This window comes from Halobacillus sp. B29, from assembly GCF_052246755.1.
Lineage (GTDB): Bacteria > Bacillota > Bacilli > Bacillales > Halobacillaceae > Halobacillus > Halobacillus halophilus.
Map to the genome: position 1 here is coordinate 1 of NZ_JBQQCM010000004.1, position 15,766 is coordinate 15,766.

Consider the following 15,766-nt stretch of genomic DNA (forward strand, 5'->3'; position numbering starts at 1 on the left):
AACCGTCGCACTCAAGATGCGACCTTTCACTTCACGGCTCTTGGCAAATCTCACAAGCCCCAGCTTAGGCAGCTTGATTTTGCGATCCTGGATGGCAATATTTCCGTTTGTGCATTTTGTGGTGTAGAACTGGACTCTGTTCTTCTTTGATTTGAACCGTGGAGCTTGGTTTTGCTTTTTGAAAAACCGTTTATAAGCGTCAGAAAGATGTCTGACCAACGTTTGGATGGCCGTGCTATCCACTTCCTTTAACCAAAGGAATTCTCTTTTAAGCTTGGGTAGTTGTTTGGAACAAGTAGAGTAACTCAAACCTTTTCCGGTTTCCTTGTAGGCACTGCTCCATTCGGAGAGGAAATGATTGAAGACAAAACGAGCGCAACCGATTGTCTTAGTGATGAGCGATTCTTGGGTTTTATTTGGATAGATACGAAAGTTATACGCTTTATGCTTCAACCTTTCCACCTCCTAACCAGGAACATACGTTCTTACTTTAGGATATCACGGAAGGGAGAATATTCAAAGGCATTCGCCTTACGGCGACGGCATTCATCTCCCCCTTGCCACCGGTCTTCAACACGGCGCTTGAAGAGGGAGTCTTCTACCGATGAATGATAAAAATCAGTGATAACGTTTAACATAGCCCACAAAAAAGATCGCTGCACCTTATGGGGTGCAGCGATCTTTAAATTCATTTTAACGGCGACGATTCCGGTTTCTTAGGAATGTCGGGATATCCAGGGTGTCTTCTTCCTGGTTTGGCTTTTGATTTTGCGGCTGAGGGCTTTCACGGCGAGGCTGTTCCTCACGTACGCTGCGCTCAGGCTGACTAGGTTTTTGCTGGCTCGGACTTGGCTGGCTTGTAGATGGACGTTTCTTTTGCCCTTGAGCAATTTGTGTCTCATCAAAACCAGTGGCAATAACCGTAACTACAATTTCATCTTTCAGGTTTTCATTGATAACTGAACCAAAGATAACATTAACTTCCTGATCCGCTGCTGATGTAACGATATCAGCTGCTTCCTGAACTTCATACAGGCTCAAGTTGGTTCCGCCACTAATATTCATTAGTACGCCATGTGCCCCATCAATGGATGTTTCTAGCAATGGTGAAGATATGGCTTTCTTAGCAGCTTCTGCGGCTCTGCTTTCCCCTGTAGCTATTCCAATGCCCATCAAAGCTGATCCTTTGTCTACCATGATGGTCTTAACGTCTGCGAAGTCAACGTTGATTAGTCCTGGAACTGCAATTAAGTCTGATATGCCTTGTACACCTTGACGAAGAACATTGTCTGCTTCGCGAAATGCTTCGAGCATCGGTGTATTTTTATCAACAATTTCAAGAAGACGGTCATTTGGAATGACGATCAGCGTATCTACGCTTCCTTTCAATCCTTCGATTCCGCCTGCAGCTTGTGTAGAGCGTTTACGACCTTCAAATGTAAACGGACGTGTTACAACACCTACGGTAAGTGCACCAAGTTCTTTAGCAACTTGTGCAATGACCGGTGCAGCACCTGTCCCTGTTCCGCCGCCCATTCCGGCTGTCACGAAAACCATATCCGCTCCTTGCAGAGCTTCTTCTAACTGTTCCTTACTTTCTTCAGCAGCTTTGCGGCCTACTTCCGGGTTTGCACCCGCACCAAGACCTCGAGTCAATTTACCACCAATTTGCATTTTAACTTCTGCTTTAGATAAATTCAGTGCCTGAGCATCTGTGTTTACGGCGATGAATTCTACGCCCTGCACTCCATGCTCAATCATACGGTTGACGGCATTACTGCCACCGCCGCCTACTCCGATAACTTTAATGGTTGCCAGTTGGTCCATGCTTGTATCAAAATCTAACATCTTCCGTTCCTCCTAATACACGAGATTACAAGATTTATTGTTTGTGTCCGTCCGCTGACCGACCTTGACCTGTCATTAATCAAAGAAATACTTTAATAAGTTGGACAAGCCTGATTCTTTCTTCTTCTCGGGCTTTTCATTTTCTTCGTTTTGCTGTTTCGCAGCACGTTTCTGTTTTTTAGGCGCTGGTTGTGCAAATTCTTCAGTTACAGATGGGAAAATCTCTTTTCCTTGTATTTTCGCATTACGATAGGCGAATTGCAAGATACCCACTCCACTTGTGAACTGCGGTTCTCTTACACCGATATAATCCGGGATTGCCAATCGAACATTCGAATGGAATACGTCCTGGGCAAGTTCCAGTATGCCAGGCATGTTCATCGTTCCGCCAGTCAGTACAAAACCTCCCGGCAATTCTCTTACTCCCATTCGCTGTAGCTCTTCAGCTGCTAAGACAAATATTTCTTCTAGTCTAGCTTCAATCATATCAGATAATTGCAATTGATTGAATGCCTGTTCGCGATTACTTCCAATGATTGTGACAGAAAATGTTTCCTGTTCATTGGCATCATCAAAAAATGCATGCCCATGCTCGACTTTCACTTTTTCTGCTTCTTCTGTCGATGTTCTTAATCCGATCGACAAGTCTTTTGTAATGTTATCTCCACCGAATGGAATTAAGCTGGTTCCTTTAAGGTGACCGTCTTCAAAAACAGAAATTGTGGTAGATCCACCGCCCACATCCAGTAGCGCAACACCAAGATTGGTTTCGTCGCTGGACAAGGATACTGTCCCTGAAGCAAGAGGCTGAAGACAAACATCCAGTACCTCAAGCCCCGCACGCTCAACACACTTCAAAGTGTTATGTAAAACGGTTTTAGCACACGTAATAATCATACCTTCCATTTCCAATCGAACGCCAATCATTCCGCGAGGATCGGTAATTTCATCCTGTCCATCCACGATAAACTGGCGGGGTATGACATCAATAATTTCTCTTTCTGGAGGTATAGATAGCACCTGGGCTGCGTCAATCACCCGTGTAATGTCTTCATTACCAATCTCTCTGCTTTCACTTGAGACAGCAACCACTCCATGGCAGGACTGCAGCTGAATATGATTACCGTTAATACCTACCACTACACGGTCAATTTTCATATCTACCATGCGCTCTGCCTGTTCTACTGCTGAACGTATAGAATGGACCGTCTGATCTATATCAACAATTGCCCCTTTTTTCATACCGTTTGATTTCGCTGAGCCTACGCCAATAATATTGAGGGTATCATTTGAGATCTCTCCAATAATTACCTTTATACGACTCGTTCCTATATCTAAACTAACTAATATTTCTTCTTGTTTCACCAGTGGCGCACCTCCTATTACAAGCCATTTGAGTAGTTCAAAGCATATCGAATTTACGATAAAAAAACAATCTTTGCAACCATTTCGTAAATCAAATGATAAATTTTGAGACTCCGGCTTTTCTTTAGATCATTTTTAAAGCTATTCTTTAAGTTGATTTCCACAAAGTCTAAAGAATATCCTTTTCATTCATCGCATTTTTTCAAATTTAAGTCAAGGAACATTCACTGAATCTACATGAATTGACTCTGCTCTGCTGCCGTCGAAACATTTATAACTTTTCCATTACCCTTATCAATTGTCTAAGGTTACTGCCCGGACTCTTCCGAGCTGGAATCGTCTGTAGAATCAGATTCATCACTATCTTCTAGACTTCCGCTTTGCTCAGTGCCCTCCTGTTCAGAGGCTGGAGTGTCTTCCCTATCAGGATCGGAATCCTCATTTGTTTCAGGTTGAGGGGTTAACTCCGGATCTTCCTGAGGAGTGATATTTGTTTCAGATTCTGGTGATGATTCCGGATTACCTTCGGGATCATTATTTGCTTCAAATTCAGAGATTGGTTCATCAACCTGATCCGGGCTCTCGGCCTGGACTTCACCTTCCGTATTTCCTTCTTCCCCCGCGCCGGCATATTCTTCAAAATAAGCACCTACATCGATATGAATAATCCCTTCAGCGCCTTCTTCCAATTGAGCCACAATGGATGGATAAATGGTCATTTTATTAGAAAAATTACGGATAGAAGCAAGTACCTGAAAGCCATCGTTCATATACAGCCTAATTTGATAAGGGTTGTCTTCTTTAGGCTCCCAATGAATTTCGGAAATTAAATTTGTTACACTCTGAGGTAATTCCTTTAACTCTTTGGACATTTCTTCAAGATAAGTCTGTTTTGAAAAGCCGGCCAGGATCGGCGCATCTCCTCCAGGAAGTGAAGAAGCGGCTTCTAGTTTAGTTCCATTTTCAAGAATGGCAGAGAATTCACCGTTCGTTTGCACGTATCCGATCCGTTCTGCTTCTTCTACTTGAATCTGAACAGTATTCGGAAAATCTCGATTCACATTCACACTCTTAATTTCTTTATGAGATTCAACATTATTTTTTATAGAATCAGTATCTACTTTCCAATAATTAGTCTCTGTGGTTATATTAGCCAGTTCCTTAATTTCATCAGCAGTTACATGCCTTTCCCCCTGGACTTCTATATTACCTACATTACTCAGCGGTGACTGTAAATAAATCACAACCGCAATAAGTATAAAGAGAATCATCAAATAAAGAATCAGTCTTCTGTTTGCTTTTTTCCTTCTTGTCTGCTTCAACTTAGGTATGCGATCTTCTATGGAAACGACTTTTCTCTCTTCCATAACGGGCATTTCTCCTTACTGCTAGACACCCTTTCGATGCTGCATTAAGCTGTATGAAAGAATGATTTACCATTACTTAATTCAATGAAGGGGTTTCTTCATCTAATGACTCCCATTATATCACAAATTTTCGCTAACGGATTACGTGAGTTAAACTAGTTTAATAATATTTTCTTCTATTTTCTCATTTATCCGCTTTCATTGACTAGTATGTCAGAATTACAGCTTCTCGTCATCCGTTTTCCACGAGTTTCACAATAAAATTATAGAAATAGACCTGTTAGATTTGAATGTAGATTTTACAGATAAGCTTCCGATGCTGTATAGACTCAGTTTCGAGATAAATAGGTCTATAAAAGCCTGTTCGACTAATACCGCCACGTCCTGTGGCAACATCGAACGACCCTGCGTCGCGCAGCAGGGTCTAATAATTCAATGAGCCTCTCAAATAATCTATTAACTACGTTTAATAAAGTCAGGGAAATAACAAAAAGACGATGCAGATAAATCTGTATCGTCTTTTAATGACTTGAAAATCTGCTGACGCTAAGCAATAATCCTAGCGAGGCAAGAGTAAGAGTGAGAGACGATCCGCCATAACTCACTAAAGGAAGCGTAATCCCAGTTACGGGAATCAGCCCCGTTACTACACTAACATTAATCATCACCTGAATGGACACCATTCCTACAATGCCCAGAGCTAGAAGTGAACCAAAAAGGTCAGGAGCGTAGAGACTGGTCCTAATTCCTCTCCATAGGAGAATGAAAAATAAAATCAGGATAAAAGCTCCCCCCAGGAACCCAAGTTCTTCTGCAAGTACCGCAAAAATAAAGTCTGTCTGAGGCTCAGGTAAGTAGAAGAATTTCTGCATGCTGTTGCCTAACCCAAGACCAAGCAATCCCCCTGGACCAATGGCATACAAAGATTGGATGATTTGAAATCCGCTTCCAAGGGGATCTTCCCATGGGTGAAGAAATGCGGTAATACGCTTAATTCGGTAAGGGGCGGAAGCAATTAAAGCGATCATTCCAGCCATACCTGCCGCGGCCATCCACATAAAATGGCTGATTCTGGCTCCAGCAGTAAACATCATCACCATACATGTCCCTACCATAACAACGCCTGTCCCTAAATCAGGCTGCAGCATAATTAATGCAAACGGGACGAGGATTAAAGCTAGTCCAGGAAGAAATCCCTGCTGAAATGAGTTCATTTTCTTTTGACGTTCAGATAAGAAACGTGCCAGAAATAAAATTAACCCAAGTTTCATAAACTCGGAAGGCTGAATACTGAACATTCCTACGCCAATCCAGCTCCTAGCTCCTCCACGTACCATACCCACACCTGGAATTAATACAGCAACTAGAAATACAAGACACATGATCAAAATCCACTTGGAATGGCTGTGCCAAACGTAGTAAGGAATTCTTGATAACGCCACCATAGCCACCAGCCCTACAGAAGCAAAAAGCATTTGACGCTTCGCAAAAAACCACGGGTCATCAAACTTATACTCAGACCAGATGCTTGATGAACTGTAAACCATAACAATCCCCATGATCAATATCCCTAGTATAGCGGCAACTAACCATAAATCCGGCTTTCTTTGTTTTTCTTCCATAAAAAAAGCCCTACCTCCCATCAGAATGGAAAACAGGGCTCAAGCTTGTCGCATAAAGCCCTTACTTCAGCTTATGCACAGCTTCTGTAAACATGTTGCCTCTTTCTTCGAATGTACGATATTGGTCCCAGCTCGCACAAGCCGGAGATAATAATACGACATCATTTTGATTGGATAGACGATAAGCTTCAGTTACAGCCTTATCCATAGTTTCTACGTTAATGATATCTTTGATACCGACAGACGTACCGGTCTCTTTTAGAAGGTCAGCCGTTTCACCAAATACGATCATTGCTTTGACGTTTGAGAGATACGGAGCAAGCCCTTCAAAGCTGTTCCCCCGGTCCAGCCCCCCTGCGAGCAGAATAATCGGCTGCTGGAAGGATCGCAATGCATAGGAAGTGGCTAATATATTGGTCGCTTTAGAGTCATTGTAAAAGAACCTGCCGTTTTTCTCCTGTACGTACTCCAGTCGGTGCTTCACGCCGGCAAAGGTCGTCAACACCTGGTGAATGGCTTCATTGGAAATCCCGATTGTTTTCACCACAGCTAAAGCGGCCAGGATATTTTGCAGATTCTGCTCCCCTACCAGTACGATTTCCGATTTCTTCATAATAGCTTCCTTATTAAAATAGATCCATTCTTTATCTGCCCATGCCCCACTGCCCTGCTGATTAAGAGTAAAAGGGACCTGTTTCGACTTGGCACCCGGAAGGTAGCTCATGATCTTCTCATCATCGGCATTGTAGACAAAAGTATCTTCTGCGGTCTGGTTTTTTATAATTTTTGCTTTTGCATTATGATAAGCCTCAAGCGTACCATGATAATCTAAATGAGCTTCGTAGAGGTTTAATAACACCGCAACGTCCGGTTTGAACGTTTCTGTACCCAGCAACTGAAAGGAGGACATTTCAACAACCATGGCCTCTTCATCGCTGGTCGAACGAGCTACTTCACAAGCGACTTTTCCAATGTTCCCTGCTACGGAAACAGGCTGATCATCAGCCTTAATGATCTCGTGGATTAATGTTGTGGTCGTGGTTTTTCCATTGGAACCCGTAATCGCAATCAGCGGACCGTCATGAAGTCTTCCCGCAAGCTCTACCTCCGTAACGACCGGGACTCCCCAGTTTACAGCTTCAGCAATTAAGGGGTTTTCATATGGGATGCCTGGGTTTTTAACGATCAGTTCTATTCCTTCAAGCGCTTCAAGCGGATGGCCACCTGTAATGACTTCTGCCCCTTTTTCGATTAACTTCTGAACTTCTTCACTCTCTTTATCAGCCTTCAGGTCGTTGATTCTAACGTTGATCTCTGAATCAAGCAGAAGATGGGCGGCCGCCGTGCCGCTTTTAGCTAAGCCTACGACTAACACATGTTTATAAGGAAAATTCGTTAACGTCTTCATCCAAACATCACCTCAATATAAATCCCAAGTACAGCAAATACAAGACCTACTGTCCAAAACGTTGTGACGACGCGCCACTCGGACCAGCCTTTCAGTTCATAATGGTGGTGCAGTGGGCTCATCTTAAAGACTCTCTTGCCTGTTGTTTTAAATGAAATAACCTGGATAATAACGGATAGTGTTTCGAGTACAAACACCCCGCCGATGATTACAAGAATGAGTTCCAGTTTTGTTAAAATAGCTGCAATTGCAATTGCTCCACCAAGAGCGAGCGATCCGGTGTCCCCCATAAACACCTTGGCGGGGTGTGCATTAAATACGAGAAAACCTAGTAATGCTCCTACAACAGCAAGTGTAAAAATAGTTACTTCCACATTAGACTGATCCGTCCACGCGAGGATAGCAAAGGCTCCGAAAGCAATAGCTGCTGTTCCAGCAAGCAGGCCATCCAAACCGTCTGTTAAGTTAACCGCGTTGGACCCTCCTACAAGCATGAATAGAATGAGCAGGCCATATCCCCAGCCCAGTTCCAATTCAAAAGACGTGCCAGGCACCGTAATAAAAGTAGGAAAACCTGTTCGTTCTAAAATAATGTAAACAACAAGTGCGATAATAATTTGGCCAGCCATTTTCTGTTTTGAAGTTAACCCGAGATTTCGCTTTAAGGCTACTTTTATATAATCATCTAAAAACCCGAGCAGCCCATACCCGAGCAGTACAAATAAAACGAGAAATAGGTGGACGTTGGAAGAACCCGGTGTAAACCAGTATGATGCGCAGAGCGTAGTGACAAGTACCGCAATGATAATCATTACCCCGCCCATCGTAGGCGTTCCTGATTTTTTCTGGTGAGATTCGGGCCCTTCTTCTCTAATAGCTTGACCGAACTTCAAACGTCTCAAATAAGGAATGATGATCGGTGATATCACTACTGTAAGAGCGAATGATAATGCCATAGTGATTAGTAATATGTAGTCGTTCATTTTCTAGTACCTCCTGTTACTTCGTTGTCCATCATCTCCTATGAATCATTTTACGAGATCGTTCAGTAATTCCTCCAGCTTCATTCCTCTCGAAGCTTTAATAAGAACCACGGTATCGGCCGTTAATGCTGCACGTACATGATGACTTAAAGTTTCTTTATCTGTAAAATGCTTTGTTGCTATCTGCGGCTGCCGTTCTGCGACCGCCCTGGATATTTCTTCGGAATGCTCGCCAATGGTATAAACGGCGTGAATTTTATCGGTAACGGCTTCAGCTACACCGCGGTGTAAGATGCGGGACTGTTCCCCAAGTTCAAACATATCCCCGAGAATCAGAACCTTGCGAGACTTCGTAGTTAGTTGAGCCATCACTTCTATCAGAGCCTTCATTGAGGTCGGCGAGGCGTTGTAGGCGTCATTTATGATTAAAGAGTCATTTATTCCAATATGTTTTTCATAACGCATGCTCGACATCTGAAGATGGTCAAAGCCTTCTTGAATTTGATCAGTGGACAGTCCAACTTTTTTTGCCAGAGTAATGACGTAAGACGCATTTTTCACATTATGTCTTCCAGCGAGAGGCAGCTTATAAGTTTCTTTTCCATTAATTTTGAATTCACTGGCATCGTCTGAAGTGTTGATTATTTCCACTTGGGTATCGCTGGTGCTATCGAACCCGCATAATATTGATCTTTCATCCTGTTTGACGGCATGTAACAGCGGTTCATCCCCATCAATGATTAACGCACCATCCTCTAACATCCCATCCTTGATTTCCAGCTTAGCAGAAGCGATGCCCTCACGGGAGCCAAGGTTTTCAATATGAGATTCACCAATATTTGTTATGATGGCATATTTAGGATGAGCAAGTTTTGATAAGACGGAGATCTCACCCGCCCGGTCCATCCCCATTTCCAGGACGAGAACTTCTGTATCCTCATTCATGGCAAGGATCGTTAAGGGAAGTCCGATATGATTGTTATAATTTCCAGCTGTTTTATGCGTCTTATACTTCCGGCTTAACACGGAAGCCGTTATATCCTTTGTGGTTGTCTTTCCATTGGATCCGGTTATTCCAATGACTAAAGGACGAACCTTCTGCAAATAATACTCGGCCACTTCCTGAAGTCCTTTCGTTGTATCCTCAACAAAAAAGACAGGGAAATCGGTCGGTACGGCGTAAGGCAGATCTTTATCCTTTTGCCAGAGCGCTGCGACCGCCCCTTGTTTAATCGCGTCCTTTATAAAATCATGGGCATCAAAATTCTCACCCACTATAGGTATAAACAAACTCTGCTTAGCTTCCACTCTTGTGTCAGTTAGAACTTCTCTTAATGTAATTCTGTCTTGTGCCGCTCCTTTAAATTCAGGGAAGAGGGTAGTCAGTTCTTGCACTTCTAAAATCATGATGGACGCTCCTTCATTCTCTTTAATATCATTTTAGCTACTTCACTATCATCGAAATGGTGTCTCACACCATTCACTTCCTGATAGGTTTCGTGTCCTTTTCCAGCAATAAGTACCATATCCCCTGACTTTGCTCGCTTAAGAGCATGTTCAATCGCCTGCTCCCGGTCTTCAATTAATTCAAATGGATCGCTCAAGTGACTGGTCATATCTTGAAAAATCTGCTTAGGATCCTCCGAGCGTGGGTTATCTGTAGTAAAAATCACATAGTCGGCCCTGCTCATCGCGGCATCTGCCATATACGGGCGCTTACTCCGGTCTCTATCTCCCCCGCACCCCACCACTACGTAAATGGAACCTTCACAGAATTCTGAGAGGGTATTTAAAGCATTTTCCAAGGAATCCGGTGTATGGGCATAATCAATCACTACTCCATACTCCTGCCCTTCCCGAACCGGTTCAAAACGTCCCCTCACTCCGCGGGTCATTTCGAAAGCATGTTTGATGACGGTAAGAGGAATACCCGACAAAATTGCTGCTCCAGCTGCGGCAAGCATGTTATAAATACTGAAAAGCCCCATTAGAGGGCTGTTAATGGCAATTTCCCCTTTAGGTGTTACCAGAATATAAGCAGCGCCTGTCTCTCCTAGTCTGATGTCCTTTGCCATTATATCTGCATTGGTGTGAATCCCATACGTAAGCAGGGATTGTGAAGTCGAGCGGATAAAACGCTTCGCCTGCTCAGAATCTTTATTTATGATAGCAAACTTGCGCCGCCCTTTATTATACCCGTTACCTAATTGAGCAAACAATAGGGACTTAGCCCGAAGATAATCATCAAAGTTATCGTGGTAATCTAAATGATCGCGGGTGAGATTGGTGAAGATGGCAATATCAAAATCACAGCCATAGACCCGGCCTTGATCAAGCGCATGCGAGGAGACCTCCATTATTGCTGTAGTTACCTTCGCCTTGCGCATTTCCGCAAAATAACGCTGAAGTGAGAGACTGTCCGGAGTGGTATTCTTAACTGGATAGGTTTTTCCTGCGATGGACACTTGAATCGTGCCGATCATCCCTGTCCGTTGATTATTGTTCCGAAAGATTTCGTCCAATAAATACGTAATGGTGGTTTTCCCATTCGTTCCGGTAACTCCGATCACCCTCAAGTGTTCAGATGGAAATCCATAAAAAATAGAAGCCGCCATTGCAAGAGCCCTCACCGTATCATTCACGATCACAACAGGCAGGCTGGTTGTGACTTCTCTTTCCGCCATGACGACAGCAGCCCCTTTAGCTTCCGCTTCTTGCACATACTCATGTCCATCAGCTTCTACACCGTGAATGCAAATAAAAAGGTCGCCGGGACCCGTGGATCGTGAATCCATCGAAATCCCTTGAACCGTAATGTCTGACAGGGGTTGAGTTACTTTATAAAAAGGCATAAGCTTCAGTAACTTTTTCATTTTCATAACTGTCACCCTTACCCACATACAAGATTCATTATAGCAAATTGCCGAACCTTCTGTATGCCCATTATTGTTTTTTTGAACGGTTTATCGTTACGGTTTGTTCACCAAGTTGAAACAAATTGCAACAGACTATTCTAATTGCCCATATAAACCCGGACCTTGGATCCGCTTGGCACCTTCACTCCAGCCTCAGGAGCCTGGGTAATCACTTTATCTCCTTTTCCACTTGCCTCGATTTTTAAGTTGGTGAGCAGCTGATTGAGCTCTTTCTTCTCAAGTCCCGTAACATTCGGAACTTCAACCAATGGCTCATCTGGCCATGTGTATTCTTTTTCCAGCCCATCTTTACGCGGTTTCACCTCTAAAGCCCTCAGGCTGTCTTCCATGATATTCCCAACGATCGGAGCCGCGACCACGCCGCCAAACTGGACGGTATCCTTCGGGTTATCGATGGCGAGATAAACCACTAATTCAGGATCATCTGCAGGCGCAAAGCCAATGAAGGAAACGATATGGTTGTTTTCCATATACCTTCCGTCAGGTCCAACTTTCTGGGCAGTACCCGTCTTACCACCTACGCGATAACCTTCGACGTAAGCTCCGCGACCTGTTCCTTTAGCCACCACGCTCTCCAGTGCCTTACGGATTTGTGCGGATGTTTCTTCTGAGATTACGCGATCCTTTACTTTCGGCTCATTCTTTTCTTCCGCTTCTCCTGTGACTGGATCAAGCCAGGCTTCCTGAATATAAGGCTCGTAATAATATCCTCCATTCACAGCTGCTGCTACGGCCATTACCTGTTGAATAGGGGTAACAGAAACTCCTTGTCCAAACGCTGTCGTTGCCTGTTCTACAGGACCAACATTTTCAGGCTTAAACAAGATTCCTTTTCCTTCCCCTTCCAAGTCTATACCGGTCTTTTCACCGAAACCAAACCGGTCAATATATTCAAAAAGTTTATCTTTTCCTAAGCGCTGGCCCAATTGAACGAACCCTGGGTTACAAGAGTTTTGAACAACTTCCAGAAACGTCTGATCCCCGTGTCCTCCCCGCTTCCAGCAGTGTAATGTGGCTCCATCTACCTTCACAGCACCTGAATCGTGAAAATGTTCCTCGTGAAGATCGACCAGATTTTCTTCAAGAGCCGCTGCGAGCGTAATAATCTTAAAAGTAGAACCCGGCTCGTACGTACTCCAAACCGGCAAGTTGCGATTATAAACCATTGGTTCAACTTCCTGATAATTTGCTGGATTAAAATTCGGACGCGAGGCCATAGCTACTACTTTCCCAGTATCAGGATCCACCGCTAAAGCGACCGCTCCATCTGGATTGTACTTGCTTTGGGCAATATCCAGCTCTCTTTCAATAATGGCCTGCACTTTATAATCAATCGTGAGCTGAAGATCTTTTCCATCCACCGGGGGTTTGTAGATATCGGCCATGTCAGGCATTCGTTTCCCCTTTGCATCGGAGAAGAAAGAAAGGGCTCCCTTTTCACCTTTAAGTTCATCATCATAGTAGGCTTCAAGACCAAGCAGTCCCTGATTATCAATGCCGCTGAAGCCAAGAACATGGGAAAGAAACGAACCATGAGGGTAGTATCGCTCCGAATCTTCTGCGATGTAAACACCAGGCATACCCAGGGATTGGATAGCTTCTGCTTTATCCTCAGAAATTTTGCGGCCTTCTGGGTGGATTTTTTCAATAGATATTTGTTTCGTAACGTGAGTGTACGCTTTCTCCACACTCATCTCAAGAATTTGAGCTAAATTCTTAGCCGTGGTTTCAGGATCCTTTACCTGTCTTGGTACGACCATAACGGTTGGAGCCGACTGATTACCGACAAGCACTTCCCCATTTGTATCCACAATGTTGCCTCTTTCTGGTTCAAACGTGATATCACGGCTCCATGACTCTTCTGCTTTGGCGATCAGAAAATCACTGAGTACAAATTGCACGTACCCGAGCCTTCCTATAATGACACCAAAAATAACCATTCCCACAAGAAAAACAGTGATCAACCGCTTCTTAACAATGACTTGTGATACTCTTCTCATCCACATAACTCCTTTTGAAAGTCGGTAGAGTCAGCTTGTATCACTATATGCATTGTAGAAGCGATTAGAACACTGTCTGGAATGGTCTTCCTATGATTCTGGCGGTGCTAGTTCCACCACCAGATAACCTTCTTCTTGAATCTCTGAACCTGGAGCTATACTCTGCTTGGTTACGTACCCATTACCCATCGTTTCTATATTGAAGCCAAAATACTCGGCAAGACGGTGGACATCTCTCAAAGAATAGCCTGTCAGGTCAGGCATCGTTGGTTGATCAGTTATTACCATAACTCTCTGATTCTTTACTAGCTCGGCGCCTGGTTCAGGTAATATTTTCTCTACCTCACTGCCTTGACCAATCACTTCCACCCGATTGAAGTTTTCTTTTAATCTGCTGGTCGCTTTCTCCACAGAAAGATCGGTGACATCAGGAAGTTTTACTTGAGAGACTTTGGTTTGACTCTCCTCATCTGGTTTAATATCGAGATAATGGAGGCTGTTTTCCATGACCGTTTTCACAATGTGAGATACAGGATCTGAGCCATACTCGGTATTATCCAAATTAGGCTGCTGGACGGCCACATACATTAATAGTTCAGGATCATCTTTCGGAGCCATGCCCATGAAAGAAAACGTGTAGTTCTCTCTTCCAGTCATATAGCCGCCTCCTGGTTTACTAATCTGTGCGGTTCCGGTCTTACCCGCAAGGGAAAAATCATCAAGTTTAAATTTCTGACCGGTTCCATTTTCCGAAGTGACTACCTGCCCCATTAAATCTCTCACCTGAGAGGCTGTTGATTTTGAAATAGGTTCTCCAATAACTTCAGGGGAGCGCTCTTTTAAAATTTCCCCGTCCTTACTTGAAGAAATCTTTGATAGAATATAAGGTTTCATCATCTTGCCATCATTTGCAATGGAGGTAGCAGCTGTCATGAGCTGGATCGGTGCAACCGTTGAGCCTTGACCAAACGCGGTCGTAATTTGCTCAATTGGCTTATCAAAAACGAATGAACCTGTTTTCTCTCCAGGTAAGTCAATTCCAGACTGTTGATTGAGATGAAAATCAGAGAGATATTTCTTAAACATATCGGGTCCCAATTTCTCATAAGCAAGGATGGATGCAGCAACGTTTGAGGATCGCTGAAACCCTTCATTAAAGGAAATCATACCCCAGCCTTCTCCGTTGTTATGATCACCAATAGTACTTGAATTCTCAGTTACTTGATACCTTCCGGATTTATATAACTCATCGCCATCATAAACTCCTTCTTCAATCGCTGAAGCCCATGTGAACATTTTCATTGTGGAGCCTGGTTCGAAAGGATAAGCTATCAAATCATTGTACCAGTTCTCTACCTCCCCAAGGTCATTAGGGTTATAACTTGGACGATTACTCATGGCTAAGATCTGACCTGTATCTGGATCCATAACACCGGCCATGATCTTCTCCGGATTGTATTGTTCATCTACTTGAGACATAGCATCTTCCAGAAAGGTCTGGATCTTCTGATCAATCGTCAGGTAAACATTTTCTCCGTCATCCGGCTCTTTCATCACCTGATTCGGATCCAGCAGTTTTGTTCCGTATTTATCACGTTCATAGCTTATTTTTCCTTCTTCTTCTTTCAAATACTTCTGCATTTGCTTTTCTATTCCTGTAACACCTTTGATATCGCCGTCTTGTGACCGGGCAAACCCAATGAGATGGGAGGCAAAAACGCCGTTAGGATAATAGCGCTTAGCTTCTTCCTGAAACGTGATACCATTTAAGTTTAAATCTTTAATCTCTTCCATTTCTTCTTGGGAGATTTCCCGTCCATTAGCTCCAAACTCTACTTGGAAGCGATCATTCTCCTGACCATTCTTTATGGTTTCAATCATTTCACTTTCCTTAAGTCCAAGTAAAGGAGCAAGATTTGAAGCCACTTTTTCAGGATCCGTTACGTGTTTGGGATTTTCAAGATTGGCCGAATAGTCCGGGTCTACAATCGCCTGTAAGCGATACATAGGGCGATCATAAGCCAGCACCATTCCATTCTTATCATAGATTTTACCGCGGTCGGCATCAATCTTGTAAGAGCTTGTCCTGATCTCCTCCGCCCATTCTTTTAAGTCTACACCTTCTACAGTCGCTGTAGTTTCAATATAAAGGAACCGGCCGACAATAATTAGAAATACAAAAGAAAACACAAGGATGAGCAGAGCTGCACCCCTATGTGTGTTTGGATTTTTCATAT

Annotated in this window: 11 protein-coding genes; all 11 read right to left on the reverse strand. The window is 43.5% G+C overall.

Features of this window, described 5'->3' with window-relative positions:
- Window positions 1-462 (reverse strand): RNA-guided endonuclease TnpB family protein (locus ACTWP7_RS06225; RefSeq protein ID WP_443122450.1); only part of this gene is annotated, 462 nt, incomplete at its 3' end.
- 231 nt (window positions 463-693) lie between these two features.
- Complete coding sequence (gene ftsZ, locus ACTWP7_RS06230; RefSeq protein WP_014643120.1) at window positions 694-1,848, reverse strand: cell division protein FtsZ; 1,155 nt, start codon at window positions 1,846-1,848, stop codon at window positions 694-696.
- Window positions 1,849-1,923: 75 nt separating this feature from the next.
- Window positions 1,924-3,213 (reverse strand): cell division protein FtsA, encoded by a 1,290-nt coding sequence (gene ftsA / locus ACTWP7_RS06235; RefSeq protein WP_089751883.1) that lies wholly within the window; start codon window positions 3,211-3,213, stop codon window positions 1,924-1,926.
- A gap of 308 nt (window positions 3,214-3,521) precedes the next feature.
- A complete protein-coding gene (locus ACTWP7_RS06240) occupies window positions 3,522-4,580 on the reverse strand; it encodes an FtsQ-type POTRA domain-containing protein (RefSeq protein WP_443122451.1) in 1,059 nt (352 codons plus the stop codon).
- A gap of 521 nt (window positions 4,581-5,101) precedes the next feature.
- Window positions 5,102-6,202 (reverse strand): stage V sporulation protein E, encoded by a 1,101-nt coding sequence (gene spoVE, locus ACTWP7_RS06245; RefSeq protein WP_443122452.1) that lies wholly within the window; start codon window positions 6,200-6,202, stop codon window positions 5,102-5,104.
- A gap of 61 nt (window positions 6,203-6,263) precedes the next feature.
- Entirely contained in the window at window positions 6,264-7,610 is a 1,347-nt protein-coding gene (murD, locus tag ACTWP7_RS06250; protein WP_443122453.1) for a UDP-N-acetylmuramoyl-L-alanine--D-glutamate ligase, read from the reverse strand.
- Window positions 7,607-8,593 (reverse strand): phospho-N-acetylmuramoyl-pentapeptide-transferase, encoded by a 987-nt coding sequence (gene mraY, locus ACTWP7_RS06255; protein ID WP_014643115.1) that lies wholly within the window; start codon window positions 8,591-8,593, stop codon window positions 7,607-7,609. The genes murD and mraY overlap by 4 nt, the downstream gene beginning before the upstream one ends.
- Window positions 8,594-8,638: 45 nt before the next feature.
- Complete coding sequence (locus tag ACTWP7_RS06260; RefSeq protein ID WP_443122454.1) at window positions 8,639-10,000, reverse strand: UDP-N-acetylmuramoyl-tripeptide--D-alanyl-D-alanine ligase; 1,362 nt, start codon at window positions 9,998-10,000, stop codon at window positions 8,639-8,641.
- On the reverse strand, window positions 9,997-11,472 hold the full coding sequence (locus ACTWP7_RS06265; protein ID WP_443122455.1) for a UDP-N-acetylmuramoyl-L-alanyl-D-glutamate--2,6-diaminopimelate ligase: 1,476 nt from the start codon (window positions 11,470-11,472) through the stop codon (window positions 9,997-9,999). The genes ACTWP7_RS06260 and ACTWP7_RS06265 overlap by 4 nt, the downstream gene beginning before the upstream one ends.
- A 134-nt stretch (window positions 11,473-11,606) precedes the next feature.
- Entirely contained in the window at window positions 11,607-13,529 is a 1,923-nt protein-coding gene (locus ACTWP7_RS06270; RefSeq protein WP_443122456.1) for a stage V sporulation protein D, read from the reverse strand.
- Between the two features lie 90 nt (window positions 13,530-13,619).
- Complete coding sequence (locus ACTWP7_RS06275; RefSeq protein WP_443122457.1) at window positions 13,620-15,764, reverse strand: penicillin-binding protein; 2,145 nt, start codon at window positions 15,762-15,764, stop codon at window positions 13,620-13,622.
- Window positions 15,765-15,766: the final 2 nt, after the last annotated feature.